At 67.5% G+C, this 19807-nt stretch carries 19 protein-coding genes, 1 tRNA gene and 1 pseudogene; 14 read left to right on the forward strand and 7 right to left on the reverse strand.

Annotated features, from left to right (window positions below):
- Positions 1 to 6: 6 nt before the first annotated feature.
- Together A5773_RS25510 and A5773_RS10465 are read left to right on the forward strand one after the other, a co-directional pair.
- Positions 7 to 254: pseudogene (locus A5773_RS25510) on the forward strand (DMT family transporter); the annotation flags it as partial.
- Between the two features lie 148 nt (positions 255 to 402).
- Positions 403 to 1614, forward strand: a complete 1212-nt coding sequence (locus A5773_RS10465; protein WP_066958469.1) for an Ig-like domain-containing protein — start codon at positions 403 to 405, stop codon at positions 1612 to 1614.
- Between the two features lie 6 nt (positions 1615 to 1620).
- On the opposite strand, the gene A5773_RS10470 is transcribed toward A5773_RS10465, so the two are convergent.
- The 3 genes from A5773_RS10470 to orn form a co-directional block, all read right to left on the reverse strand.
- A complete protein-coding gene (locus A5773_RS10470) occupies positions 1621 to 1959 on the reverse strand; it encodes a hypothetical protein (RefSeq protein WP_066958679.1) in 339 nt (112 codons plus the stop codon).
- A gap of 167 nt (positions 1960 to 2126) precedes the next feature.
- Positions 2127 to 2202 (reverse strand) — tRNA-His (locus A5773_RS10475).
- A 47-nt stretch (positions 2203 to 2249) separates the two neighbouring features.
- Complete coding sequence (gene orn, locus A5773_RS10480) at positions 2250 to 2897, reverse strand: oligoribonuclease (protein WP_066958466.1); 648 nt, start codon at positions 2895 to 2897, stop codon at positions 2250 to 2252.
- A gap of 121 nt (positions 2898 to 3018) precedes the next feature.
- Between orn and A5773_RS10485 the strand changes: the two genes are divergently transcribed.
- On the forward strand, positions 3019 to 4584 hold the full coding sequence (locus A5773_RS10485) for a helicase HerA-like domain-containing protein (protein ID WP_067790792.1): 1566 nt from the start codon (positions 3019 to 3021) through the stop codon (positions 4582 to 4584).
- A gap of 3 nt (positions 4585 to 4587) precedes the next feature.
- On the opposite strand, the gene cmrA is transcribed toward A5773_RS10485, so the two are convergent.
- Positions 4588 to 5394 (reverse strand): mycolate reductase, encoded by an 807-nt coding sequence (cmrA, locus tag A5773_RS10490; RefSeq protein ID WP_066958462.1) that lies wholly within the window; start codon positions 5392 to 5394, stop codon positions 4588 to 4590.
- 82 nt (positions 5395 to 5476) lie between these two features.
- On the opposite strand from cmrA, the gene A5773_RS10495 reads away from it, so the two are divergent.
- Positions 5477 to 6817 (forward strand): MFS transporter, encoded by a 1341-nt coding sequence (locus A5773_RS10495; RefSeq protein ID WP_067790794.1) that lies wholly within the window; start codon positions 5477 to 5479, stop codon positions 6815 to 6817.
- Between the two features lie 5 nt (positions 6818 to 6822).
- Here A5773_RS10495 and A5773_RS10500 read toward each other — a convergent pair whose 3' ends face one another.
- Both A5773_RS10500 and A5773_RS10505 read right to left on the reverse strand, forming a co-directional pair.
- On the reverse strand, positions 6823 to 7608 hold the full coding sequence (locus A5773_RS10500) for an MmpS family transport accessory protein (RefSeq protein WP_197507869.1): 786 nt from the start codon (positions 7606 to 7608) through the stop codon (positions 6823 to 6825).
- A gap of 64 nt (positions 7609 to 7672) precedes the next feature.
- Complete coding sequence (locus A5773_RS10505; protein WP_082948171.1) at positions 7673 to 8332, reverse strand: TetR/AcrR family transcriptional regulator; 660 nt, start codon at positions 8330 to 8332, stop codon at positions 7673 to 7675.
- 192 nt (positions 8333 to 8524) lie between these two features.
- On the opposite strand from A5773_RS10505, the gene A5773_RS10510 reads away from it, so the two are divergent.
- From A5773_RS10510 to A5773_RS10555, 10 genes are all read left to right on the forward strand, one after another.
- Entirely contained in the window at positions 8525 to 9268 is a 744-nt protein-coding gene (locus A5773_RS10510; protein WP_067790796.1) for a CoA transferase subunit A, read from the forward strand.
- Complete coding sequence (locus tag A5773_RS10515) at positions 9268 to 9918, forward strand: CoA transferase subunit B (RefSeq protein WP_067790798.1); 651 nt, start codon at positions 9268 to 9270, stop codon at positions 9916 to 9918. The genes A5773_RS10510 and A5773_RS10515 overlap by 1 nt, the downstream gene beginning before the upstream one ends.
- Positions 9919 to 9929: 11 nt before the next feature.
- Entirely contained in the window at positions 9930 to 11501 is a 1572-nt protein-coding gene (locus A5773_RS10520) for a carboxyl transferase domain-containing protein (RefSeq protein ID WP_067790800.1), read from the forward strand.
- 5 nt (positions 11502 to 11506) lie between these two features.
- Positions 11507 to 13513 (forward strand): acetyl/propionyl/methylcrotonyl-CoA carboxylase subunit alpha, encoded by a 2007-nt coding sequence (locus A5773_RS10525; protein ID WP_066958675.1) that lies wholly within the window; start codon positions 11507 to 11509, stop codon positions 13511 to 13513.
- A complete protein-coding gene (locus A5773_RS10530; protein ID WP_066958446.1) occupies positions 13510 to 14676 on the forward strand; it encodes an acyl-CoA dehydrogenase family protein in 1167 nt (388 codons plus the stop codon). The genes A5773_RS10525 and A5773_RS10530 overlap by 4 nt, the downstream gene beginning before the upstream one ends.
- A complete protein-coding gene (locus A5773_RS10535) occupies positions 14673 to 15170 on the forward strand; it encodes a MaoC family dehydratase (protein ID WP_066958444.1) in 498 nt (165 codons plus the stop codon). The genes A5773_RS10530 and A5773_RS10535 overlap by 4 nt, the downstream gene beginning before the upstream one ends.
- Entirely contained in the window at positions 15167 to 15988 is an 822-nt protein-coding gene (locus A5773_RS10540; RefSeq protein WP_066958441.1) for a CoA ester lyase, read from the forward strand. Before A5773_RS10535 ends, A5773_RS10540 begins: the two co-directional genes overlap by 4 nt.
- A gap of 202 nt (positions 15989 to 16190) precedes the next feature.
- Entirely contained in the window at positions 16191 to 17291 is a 1101-nt protein-coding gene (gene pdhA, locus A5773_RS10545) for a pyruvate dehydrogenase (acetyl-transferring) E1 component subunit alpha (protein ID WP_067790802.1), read from the forward strand.
- Positions 17292 to 18341: a 3-methyl-2-oxobutanoate dehydrogenase subunit beta gene (gene bkdB, locus A5773_RS10550; protein ID WP_066958437.1), complete on the forward strand. Its 1050-nt coding sequence runs from the start codon at positions 17292 to 17294 to the stop codon at positions 18339 to 18341. It abuts the gene before it with no gap.
- Positions 18338 to 19501, forward strand: coding sequence for a dihydrolipoamide acetyltransferase family protein (locus tag A5773_RS10555; RefSeq protein WP_067790803.1), 1164 nt, complete (start codon positions 18338 to 18340; stop codon positions 19499 to 19501). Before bkdB ends, A5773_RS10555 begins: the two co-directional genes overlap by 4 nt.
- A gap of 4 nt (positions 19502 to 19505) precedes the next feature.
- Here A5773_RS10555 and A5773_RS25980 read toward each other — a convergent pair whose 3' ends face one another.
- Positions 19506 to 19796, reverse strand: a complete 291-nt coding sequence (locus A5773_RS25980; protein WP_156659805.1) for a hypothetical protein — start codon at positions 19794 to 19796, stop codon at positions 19506 to 19508.
- Between the last annotated feature and the right edge of the window lie 11 nt (positions 19797 to 19807).

Here is a 19807-nt window from a genome sequence, read left to right on the forward strand (position 1 = left end):
GTGATCCAGACGGCGTTCCGGGCCTGCCCGTTGACCGCGTCGATGCCCATGCTGGAGGTGTCGCAACCGGTCGTGGGGGCGGTGCTGGGCGTGGTTGTCCTCGACGAGACGCTGGACGCGGGCCGCGCCGGGATGATCGCCTTGGCGGCGGCGGTCCTGGTGATGCCATCGTCAAGCTCGCGCGTGTCGGCGCCGCCTCGACCCGCGATCGGGTCGAGGTTGAACTCGACGACGCGGTCGATCAACCGGCCTGAAGACCCCGCGAAATGGCCTGACGGCGCGATTCGTCACGATCGCGTGACACCGGGTCGGGACCGGCCGATGGCGGCACGCGCGCACGCAAAAACCCATTACAATTCATGCACTGTTTCTGGTCAGCGGTGACCAACTACATCGAATTCCATGGAAGGTCACTCGATGACGCCTTTGCGCAAACGACGATCGTGGCTGGCTGCCGCGATCGCTTCGGTTGCTGTGTTCGGCGTTGCCTGCGGTGGCGGCAACACCGCGGCCCCGCAGAAGGTGATCTTCGACAAGGGCACTCCGTTTGCCGATCTGCTCGTCCCGAAGCTCACCGCCTCGGTGACCGACGGCGCCGTCGGCGTCACCGTCGATTCACCGGTGACAGTGAGTGTCGCGGACGGCGTCCTTGCATCGGTCACCATGGTCAACGAGAACGGCAGGTCGATCAGCGGCCAACTCAGCCCCGACGGGCTGCGCTGGTCGACCACCGAGCAGCTCGGCTACAACCGGCGCTACACGCTGAGCGCGAAAGCGCTGGGCATGGGCGGGGCGGCGAATCGCCAGATGACCTTCCAGACCAGCTCACCCGCCCACCTGACCATGCCGTACGTCAACCCGGGCGACGGCGATGTGGTCGGCGTCGGCGAGCCCGTGGCGATCCGCTTCGACGAGAACATCGCCAACCGCGCCGCGGCGCAGAAGGCCATCACGATCACCACCAACCCACCCGTAGAGGGCGCGTTCTACTGGCTCAACAATCGTGAAGTACGTTGGCGCCCAGAGCACTTCTGGAAATCGGGAACGACCGTCGATGTGGCGGTCAACACCTACGGCGTCGACCTCGGTGACGGCATGTTCGGCGAGGACAGCGTCAAGACCCACTTCACCATTGGCGACGAGGTCATTTCGACGGCCGACGACACCACCAAGACGGTGACCGTGCGCGTCAACGGCGAAGTGGTCAAGACGATGCCGACGTCGATGGGCAAGGACAGCACGCCCACTGCCAACGGGTTCTACATCATTGGCGGGCGGTTCAAGCACATCATCATGGATTCGTCGACGTACGGCGTTCCGGTCAACTCGCCCAACGGATATCGCACCGAAGTCGACTGGGCCACCCAGATGTCCTACAGCGGCGTATTCGTGCACTCCGCGCCGTGGTCGGTCGGCGCCCAGGGACACACCAACACCAGCCACGGGTGCCTGAACGTGAGTCCCAGCAATGCGGAGTGGTTCTACGACCACAGCAAGAGCGGCGACATCGTCGAGGTCATCAACACCGTGGGGCCGACGCTGCCTGGCACCGAGGGGCTGGGTGACTGGAACGTGCCCTGGCCGCAGTGGAAAGCGGGCAACGCCAACACCTGACCCGCGTCAGCCGACCTTCTGCCAGGCCGCGCAGTTCCTGGTCATGAACGCGCGATCGGTCGGCAGAATCTGCACCGCCTGCGGACCGTCGTTGACGTTGTTGTCGATGATGTCGCCGGTGTCCAGGCTGCGCAGCCTCGCCCAATAGCATCCGTAATTTCCGGCGCTGCGGTAGGTGCCCGGTGCGATGTCGCTGCCAACGATGAACGTGCCATTGGCCTCGATGGTCGTTTTGGGCCCCGGCGGTGGTGGCGGCGCGACGGTCACGGTCACCGTCTTGGTCGCTGCGGGCATCGTCGAGGTGACGGTGGTCGCCGTGTGGCTCGACCCGCCGCAGCCGGCCAGAAGGAGGGCGCAGCCCGCGATGACTGCTCGCGGGGCAAGGGGGCGGCGTATCCGGCGACGATTCGGCGGCACGGCCCGCTGTCCCTTCCGCGTCGAGTGCGATCGCGTTGCGCTGGGACGGTAATGCTGCCCAGGCGGTCGGGAAGCGAGAACGCCTCCCAACCGATTGGGGTGAGTGACGGGACTCGAACCCGCGACATTCAGGATCACAACCTGACGCTCTACCAACTGAACTACACCCACCATGCCCGCCCGCCGGGCCGGGGCCCTACGAGCAGCGACTGTCGATATTAGCGGTTCGGTGGCTCGGTCGCCGAATCAATTGCTCCGGTTGGGCCCGGCGTGCCGTCCAGATCGGCGACCACGGCCTCGATCTCGCTGGTAGACGGCCCCGGCGGGGCGACGAACGCCGTCCGGCGGTAGAACTTCAGCTCGCGGATCGATTCGTGAATGTCGGCCAGCGCCCGGTGGGTGAGTCCCTTGACCGGCTGGCCGAAGTAGATCCGCGGATACCAGCGCCGGCAGAGCTCCTTGATCGAGCTCACGTCGATCATCCGGTAGTGCAGGAACGAGTCGAGCGCGGGCATGTCGCGGGCGATGAATGCGCGATCGGTGGCGATGGAATTGCCCGCCAGCGGCGCCGTCTTGGGTTGCTTGACGTGCTTGCCGATGTAGTCGAGCACCATGGCCTCGGCGGTCGCCAGGTCGACGGTGGACGCCCGCACCTCGTCGATCAACCCTGAACGCGAGTGCATTTCGGTGACGACCTCGATCATCGAAGACAGTGCCGCATCGTCGGCGTGGATCACCACGTCGACGCCGTCACCCAGAACGTTCAAATCGGCGTCGGTGACCAGGGCCGCAATCTCGATCAACTTGTCCGAGCCGAGGTTCAGCCCGGTCATCTCGCAGTCGATCCACACCAACTCGTCTCGCACAGCGCTCAGACTAGGCCCAACTGGCGCTCACGTTGTCCGTCGCCCCCAACTCCGCCGGAGAAGTAGTGTGAGCGTTGCCGACCGCATGCCGAACCACTGGAGAACAGGGGGGCGCAGCACGATGAGCACCGAATCAGCGGAGACACCCGCACGCCGGATTGCCGACGGCTATGCCGTCGACGGACAGGCACTCGAACTGGGCACGGTCGTCGTTGACGGCGCAGCCGACCCGACGGCACAGATCCGCATACCGCTCTCCACAATCAATCGGCACGGCCTGGTGGCCGGCGCGACCGGAACCGGCAAAACCAAGACGCTGCAGCTGATCGCCGAACAACTCAGCGCGGCGGGCGTTGCGGTGATGATGGCCGACGTCAAGGGTGACCTTTCGGGCCTGGTTCGGCCGGGCCAGGGCAACGACAAGACCGCCGCCCGGGCCAAAGACACTGGCGACGACTGGGCGGCGACCGGATTCCCGGTCGAGTTCCTGTCGCTGGGCACCGGGGGAGTGGGCGTACCGGTACGCGCGACCGTCGCCAGCTTCGGTCCGGTTCTGCTGTCGAAAGTGTTGGGGCTCAACGCCACTCAAGAGTCGACGCTGGGACTGATCTTTCACTGGGCCAAGGAGAACAATCGTCCGCTGGTGACGCTGGACGATCTGCGCGGCGTCATCAGCCACCTGGCCAGCGACGAGGGTAAGACCGACCTGAAAGACCTCGGCGGGGTGTCGTCGACGACGGCGGGCGTCATCCTGCGGGCACTGGTGAACCTGGGCGGCGAGGGTGGGGGCACGTTCTTCGGAGAGCCGAAGCTTGACCCCAACGATCTGCTGCGCGTCGACGGGCAGGGGCGCGGCATCATTTCGTTGCTGGAGTTCAGCGGTCAGTCGTTGCGCCCCGTCATCTTCTCCACCTTCCTGATGTGGCTGCTGACCGACCTGTTCGCGGTGCTGCCGGAGGTCGGTGACGTCGACAAGCCCAAGCTGGTCTTCTTCTTCGACGAGGCCCACCTGTTGTTCGCCGATGCCTCCAAGGCCTTCCTCGAACAGGTCGAACAGACAGTCAAGCTGATCCGCTCCAAGGGCGTGGGGGTGTTCTTCTGCACCCAGCTCCCCACCGACGTGCCCAACGACGTGCTCTCCCAGCTGGGCGCCCGCATCCAGCACGCGCTGCGGGCATTCACTCCGGACGACCAGAAAGCGCTCAGCAAGACCGTCCGCACCTACCCGAAAACCGATGTGTACGACCTGGAGTCGGCGTTGACGTCGCTGGGAATCGGTGAGGCCGTTGTCACCGTGCTGTCGGAGAAGGGCGCACCGACACCCGTTGCGTGGACCCGGATGCGGGTGCCTCGGTCGATGATGGCCTCGATCGGCACCGACGATATCGCGCAGGCGGCGAAAGACAGTCCGCTGCAGGCGAAGTACAACCAGAAGGTTCAGCAGCCGGCGCGGCCGCAGCCCGGCCCGCAAGCCCAATCGGGGCCGCAGCCGCCGCAGGTCCAGTCCGGTTACCCGCCAGTGCCGGCGAACGAGCCGGTGCCGCCGATGCCGGAGCCGGCGGAGCCCAAAGGGCCCGGCTTGCTGGAAAGGCTCTGGCACGACCGGGAAGTGCAAAGTGCGGTGAACACCGGCATCCGCGAACTTATCCGCATCAAATTCGGCAACGGCCGCCGGCGGCGGAAGTAACGGCTAGCTGCCGCCCAGTTTCTTGTAGAAGCTGCCCACGATCGGCGCCACGATCGCGCGCGGCGCGTAACCGCTCGCCACCGACATCGCCTTCGACGTCAGACCGGGGACGACCCGCATCTTGTTGCGCGCCAACGCATCCAGTGACACCTGGGCGGTGTGCTCGGTGGAGATCCACAGGAATTCCGGCACCAGTCGCTCGACCAGCGACCGTTCGGCGTCGTCGGGCAGGTCGGTGCGCACCGGTCCCGGTGCGAGCAGCGTGACGTGCACACCGGAGTGGCGCAGCTCGCCACGCAGCGATTCGCTGAAGGTGTTCGCGAACGCCTTGGTGGCCGCATAGGTCGCGTTGTAGGGAATCGGCGAATTGCCCGCCGCCGAACCGGAAATGAGGATGCCGCCGGACTTGCGCTCGACCATGCCCGGCAGCACCGCCAACGTAAGGTCGTGCACGCCCAGCACATTCAGCTGCAGCTGCGCCTTCTCGGTCGCCGGGTCCAGCGTCGCCACCGGGCCGAAGGTCGCGGTGCCGGCGTTGGCGCACAGGATGGAGATGGGTCGGGCGGCCAGTTCGTCGCACAGTTTCGCCCGTTCCCCGGGATCGGCGAGGTCGGCGGGCCGCACCTCGACCGCGACGCGGTACTTGTCGCTCAGGCGGGCGGCCAGCTCGTTGAGCAGGTCTTCGCGTCGTGCGGTGACGATCAGGCTGTGTCCGCGCGCTGCCAGTTCGGTGGCCAGCGCTTCGCCGATGTTCTGCGAAGCTCCGGTCACCACGGCACGCGCGTCTGGGCTGGGCGCGGGGATCGGCATGCGCCAATCGTAGACAGGCGCCGCGGCGTGGCCGGGCGCGGCGGGTCGGCCGCGAAACACGTAAACACATAGAGTGCCGAGCATGGGCCAGCCGTCGTCGGGTTCACTCGCGCCCACGCCCTCCCGGGTGGTGGCGTGGGCGCTCTGGGACTGCGGCTCCACCGGACTGAACGCCATAGTGGCTACCTTCGTCTTCTCCGTGTATTTGACCAGCAGCGTGGGGGTGGGCATATCGGGCGGCACCTCGCCGGCGAGCTGGCTGGGGCGGGCGGCGGCCATTGCCGGGTTGACCGTCGCCCTGTTGGCGCCGGCCGTCGGAGTCTGGGTGGAGTCCCCGCATCGCAGGCGGGTGGCCCTGAGCGTGTTGACCGCTCTGGCCGTCGCGCTGACATGCGGGATGTTCTTCATCCATGACCGCCCCGGCTACCTATGGGCGGGGCTGGTGCTGATGGGAGCGACCGCGGCCTGCGGCGATCTGGCCAGCGTCCCGTATAACGCGATGCTGCGCCAACTTTCGACGCCGCTGACCGCCGGCCGGATTTCGGGGTTGGGCTGGGCGGCCGGTTATGTCGGCAGCGTCCTGCTCCTGCTCGTGGTCTACACCGGATTCATCTCCGGGAAGGCCTCCGGGCCGGATGCGACGCGCGGGCTGTTTCGGACACCTTTGCACGACGGCCTGTACGTTCGGGAGGCGATGCTGGTGGCGGCGGCATGGCTGGCCATTTTTGCGCTGCCATTGCTGTTGGTCGCGCACCGGCTCCCCGACTCGACCGAGGTGCACGAGCCGACGAGCATGCTCGGCGGCTATCGCAAGCTGTTTACGGAGGTCGTTGCCGAATGGCGGCGCGACCGCAACCTGGTCTACTTCCTGTTCGCCAGCGGGCTCTTCCGGGATGGGCTGGCGGCGATCTTCGCCTTCGGCGCCGTGCTCGGCGTCAACGTGTACGGCATCTCCCAGGGCGACGTGCTCATCTTCGGGGTGGTGGCCAGCGTGGTGGCGGCGGTGGGCGCGGTGGCGGGTGGGTTCGTCGATCACCGCATCGGGTCGAAACCCGTCATCGTCGGGTCACTGGCCGCGATCGTCGTCCTGGGAATCACTCTCATGCTGCTGTCCGGCTCGGTGGCCTTCTGGATTTGCGGGCTGCTGCTGTGCATGTTCATCGGGCCGTCGCAGTCGTCCTCACGTGCGCTGCTGCTGCAGATGGCCAAGCACGGCAGGGAAGGCGTCGCGTTCGGCCTGTACACCATGACCGGGCGGGCGGTGGCGTTCGTCGCCCCGTGGCTGTTCTCGGTGTTCGTGGACGTATTCGGCGCCGTGCGCGCCGGTCTGGGCGGCATCTCGCTGGTGCTGATCGCCGGGCTGCTCGCCATGCTGGCGGTCCGGGTGCCGGCCCGGGGCGCCCTCGCGGGCGAACCGTCGTAGAGCGCTCAGCCCCGGGCGTCGCAGATGGTCAGGCCGACGCCGACGCGCTTGCTCATCTGAGCGCCGTCGACGGTGACCGAGCAGGTGACGTTGTGACCGATGTTGACGATCGTGACGTTGGCCGGGTGTGCCGCCGACTTGGCGAGGCTGACCTCTTTGGTCCAGGGCAGCTCGACGTTGAATTCGGTTTGGATCAGGCCCCCGGTGTCGATGTACATGATGCTGATGGCGCGGCCCTCGCCGGCCACGCTGTAGACGACGTCCTGCAGGGCGGCCGGGCCGGTCGACTCGGTGGGCGTCGGCAACCCGCCGGTGGGGGGCATCGGGGCGGGGATGCGCGGCGAAGACGTGCGTGTCGACGGGCTCGGCATCGGGGGCGTCGTCTCCGGCATCGCGGGCAGCGGCGGGACGGCGGTCTGGGTCTTGATCGCGTTGTTCACCAGCACCAGAGCGATGACCAAGGCAACCACCAGCAGCACGGCCGCGCCGGCGACGATCCAGAGCCATCGCGGTGGAGGCTTCGGGCCTTCGGGCGGCGGGGGAGCCGAGCCCTGCTGCAGCTGCCCCGACGGAGGAAGCTCCTGCTGCCAGTACGCCGGCAGTTGCTTGGTCGTGTTGGTGTCGTTCATCCCGGGCGCCCACGGCGGAGCTTGCGCGCCATAGGCCGGCGCATAGGGCGCCTGATCGGCGTAAGCCGGGTCGACGGGTGGCGGGTACCAGGCGCGCTGCTGGCCCGATCCCGGCAAAGAGTCAGTGAACCGATCGGTGGGACGTGAATCGTTCATGTCCACCTCATAGCTTGCAAGAGTACCTGCGCCGGGCGCTCGGACGGCGAATCACCTCATGGGCGGCGACTCAGGGGCAATCGTTCCCCGCGGCGAGAGCCGCGACCGTCATCGCGCGCATTACCGCGCGGGACCGTGCGGCGCGCGCGTGCTTGCCGCGCGAGGCGTCGGTGGATTTCATGCTGTGGGGCGTCGAATTGAGCAAGCCGAAAACCGCGTGGGCGGTCAGCCGCGCATCGGCCTCGGCGAGGTCGGGATTGAGCTCGCGCAGCACGCCGACCCAGACCTCAACGTATTGGCGTTGCGCCTTGCGTACCTGCTTCTCAGCCGCCTCGGGCAGGTGCGCGAGGTCGCGGTCCTGGATGCGGATCAGGTCCGGTTCGCCGAGCGCGAAGTCCAGGTGAAAGTCGATCAGACCGTCGAGCGTTGCGGACGGGTCGTCGGAGTTGAGAGCCCGCACGTCGCGGGCGCCGGCAAGCAGTCGGGCGCTGATGCCCACCAGCAACTCGACGAGCAGCGACTCCTTGTTGGGAAAGTGCCGGTAGATCGCCGGGCCGCTGACGCCGGCGGCGGCGCCGATGTCTTCCAGGCGTACGGCGAGAAAGCCGCGTTCTGCGAACAGCCGCTCGGCGGCCGATAGCAGCTGTTGACGACGGTCGGATTTCAACTGGCTGCGTCGATTTGGAGCATCGGCGGGCCCGGGCTGGCCGTCGGAGGTGGACGTTGTCATGACGAACCCCCGTCCAGTTGGTTAATCGCCACTAACTTAGCACGAGTTATTCACGATTAACCTGCGGTAACGGACGGCGACCTCCGGTGTCCTCGTCCCTGGACCAGCGGGATCGACGATGGTATTGTCGCCCTGAGTTAATGAGGATTAACTCAAAACGCCCCGCCCGACGGCAAGGAGGCTGCTGCGGCGATGGACAAGGTGGTGGCGACGGCCGCTGAGGCGGTTGCCGACATAACCGACGGGTCTTCCCTGGCGGTCGGGGGCTTCGGGTTCTGTGGCATCCCCGAGGCTTTGATCGCCGCGCTGGCGGCCACCGGGGTGCGTGACTTGGAGACGGTATCCAACAACTGCGGCGGAAACGGTGTCGGGCTGGTGCACCTGTTGGTGCACAAGCGGATTCGCCGAGCCGTCGCCTCCTACGTCGGTGACAACAAGGAATTCGCCCGCCAATTCCTCGCCGGTGAGCTCGAGGTGGAACTCACCCCGCAGGGCACGCTGGCGGAGCGACTGCGTGCCGGTGGCATGGGAATCCCGGCCTTCTATACCCCGGCGGGAGTGGGTACTCCCGTCGCCGACGGTGGGCTCCCGTGGCGCTACGACGCCTCGGGAGCGGTGGCCGTCGTGTCGCCGCCCAAGGAGACCCGCGAATTCGACGGTGTCACCTACGTTCTCGAACGGGCGATCCGCACGGACTTCGCGCTGGTGCACGCCTGGAAGGGCGACCGGCACGGCAACCTCGTCTACCACCGCGCCGCTGCCAACTTCAACCCGGACTGCGCGCAGGCCGGCAGGATCACCATCGCCGAGGTGGAACACCTCGTCGAGCCGGGAGAGATCGACCCCGCTGCGGTGCACACCCCCGGTGTCTTCGTGCAACGAGTCGTGCATGCGCCCGATCCCGCCAAGCCGATCGAGAAGCTGACGGTGCGCTGATGCCATGGAGTAGAGAGGGTTTGGCCGCGCGGGTGGCCGCGGAATTGGAGGACGGTCAATACGTCAACCTCGGTATCGGGATGCCCACCCTGGTCCCCAATCACATCCCGGCCGGCATCACCGTGGTCGTGCATTCGGAGAACGGCATCCTGGGCGTGGGACCTTATCCGCGGCCCGAGGACGTCGATGCGGACCTGATCAACGCGGGCAAGGAGACGGTCACCACGTTGCCCGGCGCGGCCTTCTTCGGTTCCTCGACCTCGTTCGGGATCATTCGCGGTGCGCACCTAGACGTCGCCGTGCTTGGGGCGATGCAGGTCTCGGCCACCGGTGATCTGGCCAACTGGATGATTCCCGGAAAGATGGTCAAGGGCATGGGCGGTGCGATGGACCTGGTCCACGGCGCCCGCAAGGTGATCGCGATGATGGAGCACACCGCGCGCGACGGTAGCCCGAAAATCGTTGAGCGATGCACGCTTCCGCTGACCGGCGCGGGCTGTGTCGACCGCATCATCACCGATCTGGCCGTCATCGATGTCCGTGACGACGGTTTGCACTTGGTCGAGACGGCGCCGGGCGTCTCGACCGACGAGGTGATCGACAAGACCGAACCGCCGCTTGTGCTGGCGACAACCGGGAGGCATTCGTGAGTTCATCCGTGATGACCGCTCCATCGTTCGCCGATGAGCACCGCGGGTTGGTCGGCGAGTTGAACGCCAGGCTGGCGGCTGCGGCACTGGGCGGCAACGAACGCGCGCGGGAGCGCCACGTCAGCCGCGGCAAGCTGCTGCCGCGCGAACGGGTGGATCGACTGCTCGACCCGGGCAGCCCGTTCTTGGAGCTCGCCCCGCTGGCCGCCAACGGCATGTACGACGACGAGTCCCCGGGGGCTGGGATCATCACCGGGATCGGCCGGGTGTCGGGACGTGAGTGTGTGATCGTCGCCAACGACGCCACGGTCAAGGGCGGCACCTACTACCCGATGACGGTCAAAAAGCACCTGCGCGCACAGGAAGTCGCGCTCCAGAATCGCTTGCCCTGCATCTACCTGGTGGACTCCGGCGGCGCCTTCCTGCCGCGCCAGGACGAGGTGTTTCCCGACCGCGAGCACTTCGGCCGAATCTTTTACAACCAGGCGACCATGAGCGCCAAGGAAATTCCGCAGGTGGCCGCCGTCCTCGGATCGTGCACGGCCGGCGGCGCCTATGTGCCGGCCATGAGCGATGAGGCCGTCATCGTCCGCGAACAGGGCACCATCTTTCTCGGCGGTCCGCCGCTGGTGAAGGCTGCGACCGGTGAGATCGTCTCGGCCGAAGACCTCGGCGGCGGCGACCTGCATTCGCGGGTCTCCGGGGTCACCGATCATCTTGCCGACGACGACGAGCACGCGTTGCGGATCGTCCGCGCGATCGCGGCAACCTTCGGACCGCGCGAGCCCAGCCAATGGGACGTGCTGCCTTCGGTCGAGCCGAAGCACGCGCAGGGCGAGCTCTACGATGTGGTACCGCCGGATCCGCGCGTGCCCTACGACGTGCACGAGGTCATCATGCGCCTGGTCGACGGCAGCGAATTCAGCGAATTCAAGGCCAACTACGGCAAGACGCTGGTGACCGCCTTCGCGCGCATCCACGGGCATCCCGTCGGCATCATCGCCAACAACGGCGTGCTGTTCAGCGAATCCGCTTTGAAGGGCGCCCATTTCATCGAGCTGTGCGACAAGCGCAAAATTCCGCTGCTGTTTCTGCAGAACATCGCCGGGTTCATGGTCGGCCGCGACTACGAGGCCGGCGGCATCGCCAAACACGGCGCCAAGATGGTGACCGCCGTGGCCTGTGCCCGGGTACCCAAGCTGACCGTCGTGATCGGCGGATCGTATGGAGCGGGCAACTATTCGATGTGCGGACGGGCGTACTCCCCGCGCTTCCTGTGGATGTGGCCCAATGCGCGCATATCGGTCATGGGCGGCGAGCAGGCCGCCTCGGTGCTGGCCACGGTGCGCGGTGAGCAACTCGCCGCGGCCGGCAAACCGTGGCCGCCCGATGAGGAAGAGGCGTTCAAGGCGCCGATCCGCGCGCAATACGAGGACCAGGGCAACCCGTACTATTCGACCGCGCGCCTGTGGGACGACGGCATCATCGACCCGGCCGACACCAGAACGGTTGTCGGGCTGGCGCTTTCGGTATGTGCCCATGCCCCGTTGGAGCCGGTCTCCTACGGCGTCTTCCGGATGTGATGACTATGTTTGAAACCGTATTGGTAGCCAACCGCGGCGAGATCGCCGTCCGGGTAATGCGGACGCTGCGCCGGCTGGGCATCCGGTCGGTGGCGGTATACAGCGACCCCGACGCCAACGCCCGTCATGTCCTGGAGGCCGACACGGCCGTCCGCCTGGGTCCCGCCCCGGCCCGCGAGAGCTACCTCGACATCGGCAAGGTGCTGGATGCGGCGGCACGCACCGGAGCTCAGGCTATCCATCCCGGCTACGGATTTCTTTCCGAGAACGCCGAATTCGCCGCCTCCTGCGAGCGTGCCGGCGTGGTGTTCCTGGGCCCGCCGGCACGGGCAATCCAGGTGATGGGCGACAAGATCACCGCCAAGAACGCGGTCGCCGCCTTCGACGTGCCGGTGGTGCCCGGTGTGGCCAAGCCCGGACTGAGCGACGACGAGTTGGTCGCGGCGGCCGAAGAAGTCGGATATCCGGTGTTGATCAAGCCGTCGGCGGGCGGTGGTGGCAAGGGCATGCGCCTGGTCGACGATCCGAGCCGGCTGCGCGATGCCCTGCTCGGCGCCCGGCGGGAGGCCGCCTCGTCGTTCGGCGACGACACCCTGTTCCTCGAGCGATTCGTATTGCGCCCCAGGCACATCGAAGTGCAGGTTCTCGCCGATACCCACGGCAACGTGGTGCACCTCGGCGAGCGCGAGTGCAGCCTGCAACGCCGCCACCAGAAGGTGATCGAAGAGGCGCCCTCGCCGTTGCTCGACCCGCAGACCCGCGCCCGCATCGGAGCGGCTGCCTGCAACACGGCCCGCAGTGTCGATTACGTCGGCGCGGGCACGGTGGAGTTCATCGTGTCCGCCGACCGGCCGGACGAATTCTTCTTCATGGAGATGAACACCCGGCTCCAGGTGGAACATCCGGTCACCGAAGCGGTTACCGGCCTGGACCTGGTGGAGTGGCAGCTCCGGGTGGCCGCGGGCGAGAAGCTGGGGTTCGCGCAGGACGACATCGAACTGCGGGGCCACGCGGTCGAGGCCCGGGTGTACGCCGAGGATCCCGCGCGGGGGTTCCTTCCCACCGGCGGCCGGGTCCTGCACGTCGCCGAACCCTCCGGCGCCGGCGTGCGGGTCGACTCCTCACTGCTGGCGGGCACGCACGTCGGCAGCGACTACGACCCGATGCTGAGCAAGGTGATCGCCCACGGGGAGGACCGCGATGAAGCGCTGGCCAAACTCGACGGGGCGCTGGCGCGGACCGCAATCCTGGGTGTGCAGACCAACATCGAATTCCTCCGGTTCCTGCTCGCCGACGAGCGGGTGCAGGCCGGTGACCTGGACACGGCGCTGCTGGACGAACGCGTGGCGGACTTCGCGCCGATGCCGGCGCCCGACGACGTACTCGCCGCCGGCGGCCTCTACCGTCAGTGGGCGCTGGACCGTCGTGCCGCGGGCAACCCGTGGGCGGCGCCGACCGGATGGCGGGTCGGGGGCGCGCCGGCGCCCGTACGCACCGAGATGCAGACCCCGCTGCGCAGCGAGACCGTGTCAGTATGGGGACCACCTAAGGACGCCCGGGTACAGGTCGGTGTGGGTGAGATCCATTCCGCGAGCGCGCAAGTCGACGGGGCGCGGATGGACGTCACGCTGGACGGGGTGCGCCGCGAATACCGCTGGGCCGAGGCCGACCGTCACCTGTGGATCGCCGACGAGCGGGGGGCGTGGCACCTGCGCGAGGCCGAGGAGCACAAGATCCACCGCGCGGCCGGTGCGCAGCAGGCCGAGATCCTCAGCCCCATGCCCGGCAGTGTGATCGCGGTGCAGGCCGCCTCCGGCGCCGAGGTAGCCGAGGGCGACGTGGTGGTGGTCGTGGAGGCGATGAAGATGGAACACTCGCTCCCCGCGCCGGTTTCGGGACGAGTGGAGCTCTTGGTGTCTGTCGGCGATCAGGTCACGGTCGACCAGGTGCTGGCCCGGCTGGTTCCCGAAGAGCCTGAAGCAGCAGCCGATTCGAGTAAGGACGAAACATGACGACATCGATTACCGCGGGAACGCTACCCAAGGAATATCAGGATCTTCGCGACACGGTGGCCGAGTTCGCGCGCGCCGTCGTCGCCCCCGTATCGGCCAAACACGACGAAGAGCACAGCTTCCCGTACGAGGTCGTCGCCAAGATGGGCGAGATGGGGTTGTTCGGCCTGCCATTCCCCGAGGAGTACGGCGGCATGGGCGGTGACTACTTCGCGCTATCGCTGGCGCTCGAGGAACTCGGCAAGTTCGACCAGTCGGTGGCGATCACCCTCGAGGCCGGCGTCAGCCTCGGCGCGATGCCGATCTACCGCTTCGGCTCCGAGGAACAGAAAGCCAAATGGCTGCCGGACCTGACGGCCGGCCGGGCCCTGGCCGCCTTCGGGCTCACCGAGCCGGGCGCCGGTTCCGACGCGGGCGCCACCCGGACCACGGCCCGGCTCGACGGCGGCGAGTGGGTGATCAACGGCAGCAAGCAGTTCATCACCAATTCCGGTACCGACATCACGAAGCTGGTCACCGTCACCGCGGTCACCGGCACCGTTGCCGATGGCAAAAAGGAGATCTCGACGATCATCGTGCCCAACGGCACACCGGGATTCACCGTCGAGCCGGTCTACAGCAAGGTCGGCTGGAACGCCTCGGACACCCACCCGTTGAGCTTCGCCGACGCGCGCGTCCCGGAGGAGAACCTCCTGGGCCCCCGCGGCACCGGCTACGCAAACTTCCTGTCCATCCTGGACGAGGGCCGCATTGCGATCGCCGCGCTGTCGACCGGCGCCGCGCAGGGCTGCGTCGACGAGAGCGTGAACTACGCCAAGGAACGCCAGTCCTTCGGGCAGCCGATAGGCTCGTATCAGGCGATCAGCTTCAAGATCGCGCGGATGGAAGCACGCGCTCACGTCGCGCGGACGGCCTACTACGACGCGGCCGCGAAGATGTTGGCCGGCAAGCCATTCAAGAAGGAGGCGGCCATCGCGAAGATGATCGCGTCGGAAGCGGCGATGGACAATGCGCGTGACGCCACGCAAATCCACGGCGGGTACGGCTTCATGAACGAGTATCCCGTGGCGCGTCACTACCGCGACAGCAAGATCCTCGAAATCGGTGAGGGGACCACCGAGGTCCAGCTGATGCTCATCGCTCGATCGCTGGGGCTGTCATGACGGACCGCAAGTCGATCATCCAGCGGGGCCTGTGGTTCGAGGAATTCGAGATCGGCACGACGTATCTACACCGGCCCGGCCGGACCATCACCGAGGCCGACAACGTCTTGTTCACCACGCTGACCATGAACACCCAGTCGCTGCACCTGGATGCGGCGTGGGCCGCCGAGCAGCCCGGCTTTCGGGGCGAGCGGCTGGTGAACTCGATGTTCACCCTGTCCACGCTGGTCGGACTGTCGGTCTCGCAGCTGACGCTGGGCACCATCGTCGCCAACCTCGGCTTCTCCGAGGTGTCGTTCCCCAAGCCGGTCTTCCACGGCGACACTCTCTACGCGGAGACCGTGTGCACCGCCAAGCGGGAGTCGAAGAGCCGGCCCGGCGAAGGGATCGTCACCCTCGAGCACACCGGGCGCAACCAGCATGGCGACATAGTCGCGCGAGCCGCGCGCACAACTCTGGTCCAGAAACGCCCGAGCGACGAGGAGGCCGAGTGAACCTGCAAGCCGCCGGCCCGGGTTGGTTGTTCTGCCCCGCGGACCGCCCCGAGCGGTTCGCGAAGGCCGCCGCCGCGGCCGACGTGGTGATCCTCGACCTCGAGGACGGCGTGGCCCAAGCGGACAAGCCGGCCGCGCGCAAGGCGCTGCGGGAGACCCCGCTGGATCCCGAGCGCACCGTGGTGCGCGTCAACGCGGCCGGCACCCAGGAGCACGGCCGCGACCTGGATGCCCTGGCCGAGACCCCCTACACGACGGTGATGCTGTCGAAGACGGAGTCGGCCGCGCAGGTGTCGGCGCTGGCGCCGCGCGACGTCATCGCGCTGATCGAGACCCCCCGTGGGGCGGTCTTCAGCACCGAGATCGCCGCCGCCGAGGGGACCGTCGCAATGATGTGGGGCGCCGAGGATCTCGTCGCGGCCCTCGGCGGCAGCTCCAGCCGCCTGGCCGACGGCACCTACCGCGACTTCGCCCGCCACGTCCGGTCCACGGTCCTGCTGGCGGCGTCCACCTTCGGCCGGGCCGCGCTCGACGCGGTGCATCTGGACATCCGCGACGTCGACGGGTTACGCGCGGAAGCCGACGATGCCGTCGCGGTGGGCTTCCACGGGACCGTCTGCATCCACCCCACCCAAATTTCCGTCGTGCGAGACGCCTATCGCCCCAGTGAGGAGAAAGTCGACTGGGCCCGAAGGGTATTGGACGCGGCGCGGACCGAACGCGGCGTTTTCGCGTTCGAGGGACAGATGGTGGACTCGCCGGTGCTCAAGCATGCGGAAATGCTGGTGCGCCGGGCGGAGCAGTCCGCCGCGGGGTGACCGTCGAAAGCCGCCCGGCCCGCGGCGCCACTGGGCGCGACACGTGCGCGATCACCGCGGTCTCTTCACATTTGAGCGCATAATGGTGAGTACGCCAGTGTCGCGGCGAGCGGAGCCTTTCGTGTAGCTGGCGATCGACTTCGGCTCGCGGTGGGTCCCGGCTGTGGCTGTGACCCCTGCGGCACCGAGGTAGGGAGACGGTATGGCGACGGTGCCTCAACTGCCGATGACCGTCGACCTCGAGCCGGTGCAACTCGTCGCCGCGGACGGGACACCGACGCCCGAGCCCCGCTATGGCCGTGACCTTCCCGTCGAGACACTGTGCTGGCTCTACGAGATGATGGTCGTCACCCGCGAGCTGGACACCGAGTTCATCAACCTGAAGCGCCAGGGAGAGCTGGCGTTGTTCGCGTCGTGCCGCGGTCAGGAAGCCGCCCAGGTGGGCGCGGCCACCTGTCTGCGTAAGACGGACTGGCTGTTTCCGCAATACCGTGAGCTTGGCGTCTACCTCGTGCGCGGCATCCCGCCCGGCCACGTCGGCGCGGTGTGGCGTGGAACCTGGCATGGCGGACTGGAATTCACCAAGAAGTGCTGCGCCCCGACCTCGATCCCGATCGGCACCCAGACCCTGCACGCCGTCGGGGCGGCGATGGCCGCGCAACGCCTCGGCGAGGATTCGGTCACGGTGGCCTTCCTCGGCGACGGCGCGACCAGCGTGGGCGACGTACATGAGGCGCTGAACTTCGCGGCCGTGTTCGCCACGCCGTGTGTGTTCTTCGTGCAGAACAACCAATGGGCAATCTCGGTGCCGATCCACAAACAAACCGCGGCACCATCCATCGCGCACAAGGCAATCGGCTACGGCATGCCCGGGATACGAGTGGACGGCAACGACGTGCTGGCCTGCTACGCGGTGATGGCCGAGGCCGCCGCGCGCGCCCGGGCCGGCGGTGGTCCGACCCTGATCGAGGCGGTCACCTACCGGCTCGGCCCGCACACCACCTCGGATGATCCCAGCCGCTACCGGACCCAGGAGGAGGTGGACCGCTGGTCGGCGCTCGACCCGATCCCGCGCTACCGCACTTACCTGCAAGGTCAGGGATTGTGGTCGAACCGCCTCGAGGACCGCGTCGCCGCCCGCTCGAAGCGGATGCGCACCGAACTGCGCGACGCGGTGTTCGGTGCACCCGATTTCGACATCGACGAGGTGTTCACCACGGTGTACGCCGAGATCACGCCGGGGCTGCAGGCGCAACGCCAAGCGCTGCGGGCCGAACTCGACCGAAGCGATGGGGAGGCCTGAATGACTCAGCTCGCTGATCGCCCGGCGAGCCCCGGTGACACCCTCACCGCCACAACGGAGAACGCCGGCGCGCAGTCGCTGACCATGGTGCAGGCGCTCAACCGTGCCCTGGTTGACGCGATGGCCGCCGACGACCGGGTGCTGGTGTTCGGCGAAGACGTCTCGGTCGAGGGCGGGGTGTTCCGGGTAACCGAAGGGCTGGCCCAAACGTTCGGCGAGCAGCGCTGTTTCGACACGCCGCTGGCGGAGTCCGCCATCATCGGGATCGCGGTGGGACTGGCGCTACGCGGGTTTGTGCCGGTTCCGGAAATTCAGTTCGACGGCTTTTCCTACCCGGCCTTCGATCAGGTGGTCAGCCATCTGGCGAAGTACCGCACCCGCACCCGCGGCGAGATCAACATGCCGGTGACGGTGCGGATCCCGTCGTTCGGCGGAATCGGTGCCGCTGAACATCATTCGGATTCCACCGAATCGTATTGGGCGCATACCGCGGGCCTGAAAGTTGTGGTTCCGTCCAGCCCGGCCGACGCGTACTGGCTGCTTCGCCATGCGATCTCTTGCCCGGATCCGGTGATGTATCTCGAGCCGAAGCGGCGCTATCAGGTCCGCGGCGATGTCGACACCGAGCGGCCCGAACCGCCGATCGGACGGGCGGCGGTGCGCCGGCCCGGCTCCGACGTCACCGTCGTGACCTACGGCAGCTTGGTCAGCACCGCGGTCGGCGCCGCGGAAGAGGCGCAGCGGCAACGTGGTTGGAGCCTGGAGGTCATTGACCTGCGGTCACTGGTCCCGTTGGATTTCGATACGGTGGCGGAGTCGATTCACCGGACCGGACGCTGTGTGGTGATGCACGAGGGGCCGCGCAGCCTGGGATACGGCGCCGGGTTGGCCGCCCGGATCCAAGAGGAGATGTTCTACGAACTGGAGGCGCCGGTGTTGCGCGCCTGTGGATTTGACACTCCCTACCCGCCCGCGCGACTGGAGCGATTGTGGCTACCCGGGCCCGACCGGCTGCTGGACTGCGTCGAGCGTGCGTTGGGACAGCCATGAGCGCCGACGAGCGGGTCAAGTCGTTCCGGGTTCCCGACCTCGGGGAGGGATTGCAGGAAGTGACGGTGACGCACTGGAACGTCGCCGCGGGCGACGACGTCGAGCTCAACCAGGTGCTTTGCTCCGTCGAGACCGCCAAGGCGGAGGTGGAACTGCCCAGCCCGTATGCGGGGCGCATCGTCGAAACCCACGGTGGCGAAGGCGATGTGCTCCCGGTGGGCGCGGTGCTGGTGCGCATCGACAGCGCGCCGCTGAACGGCGACGTCCCCGCGGCCTCCGAGCAGCTGCCCACGTTGGTCGGCTACGGCGCCGACGCCGGCATCGACGTCAGCCGGCGGAGCGGCCGCCCGCGCGCGGCCCCGCCGACCCGCAAATTGGCCAAGGAGCTGATGGTCGACCTACGCTCGCTGCAGCGCGATCCCGACGACATCATCACCCGCGCGGACGTGCTGGCGGCGGCTGACCAGAACGTGGCCGACGTTCGACCCGTCCGCGGCGTGCACGCCCGGATGGCCGACAAAATGACGGCTTCGCACCGGGAGATCCCGGCCGCCAAAGTCAGCGTCGCGGTTGACTGTACCGAGTTGTTGAGGCTGTCCGACCTGGCGTCGGCAGAGCAGCGGATCACGCCGTTCGTCCTGACAATGCGAATGCTGGTAATTGCGCTGCGCCACAACGAAATCCTCAACTCGTCGTGGGTCGACTCGCCCGAGGGTCCGCAGATTCGCATCGATCAGCGAGTGCACCTGGGATTCGGAGTGGCCACCACACGCGGGCTCCTGGTCCCCGTGATCACCGACGCGCACAACATGACCACCCGCCAACTGGCCACGCGGGCAGCCGAATTGATCACCGGCGCGCGGGAAGGCACGCTCACGCCGGGGGAGCTGCGCGGCTCCACCTTCACCGTGTCGAACTTCGGGGCACTGGGCGCCGACGACGGCGTGCCGGTGATCAACCATCCCGAAGCGGCCATCCTGGGGATGGGGTCGATCAAGCCGCGCCCGGTGGCGATCGGGGATCAGGTCTTGGTACGCCCGACGATGACGCTGACGTGCGTGTTCGACCACCGCGTCGCCGACGGCGCGCAGGCGGCCCGGTTCGTCACCGAGCTGAGGGACTTGATCGAGTCACCGGCGACCGCGTTGATCGACCTGTAAAACCTCACGGGTGCGGCGGAACGGGGCACCAGAACAGGCCGCAGTTGAAGCTCGGCGCCCGCGAAGGCGGCGGTGGCGGGTACGCGGGCGGGTTGTCGGTATCCCAGCACTGATTCCAGTACTTGTTCTCACCCCATGCCGGGTTCCACGGCTGGTTGGGGCACCAATACACCTGCGGCGCCGGGCTTGGCTGGGCGTGTGCCGTTCCGGCGACCAGCGCGAAGCCGGCCGTCGCGAGGCCGCTGGACAGAAGGACGCCGGAAACGGCGCGGGTGAGGGTACGGGTGACTTGCACGCTGCACGTCC

Source organism: Mycobacterium sp. 852014-52450_SCH5900713 (genome assembly GCF_001667075.1).
In the GTDB taxonomy this organism is placed as follows: Bacteria; Actinomycetota; Actinomycetes; order Mycobacteriales; family Mycobacteriaceae; genus Mycobacterium.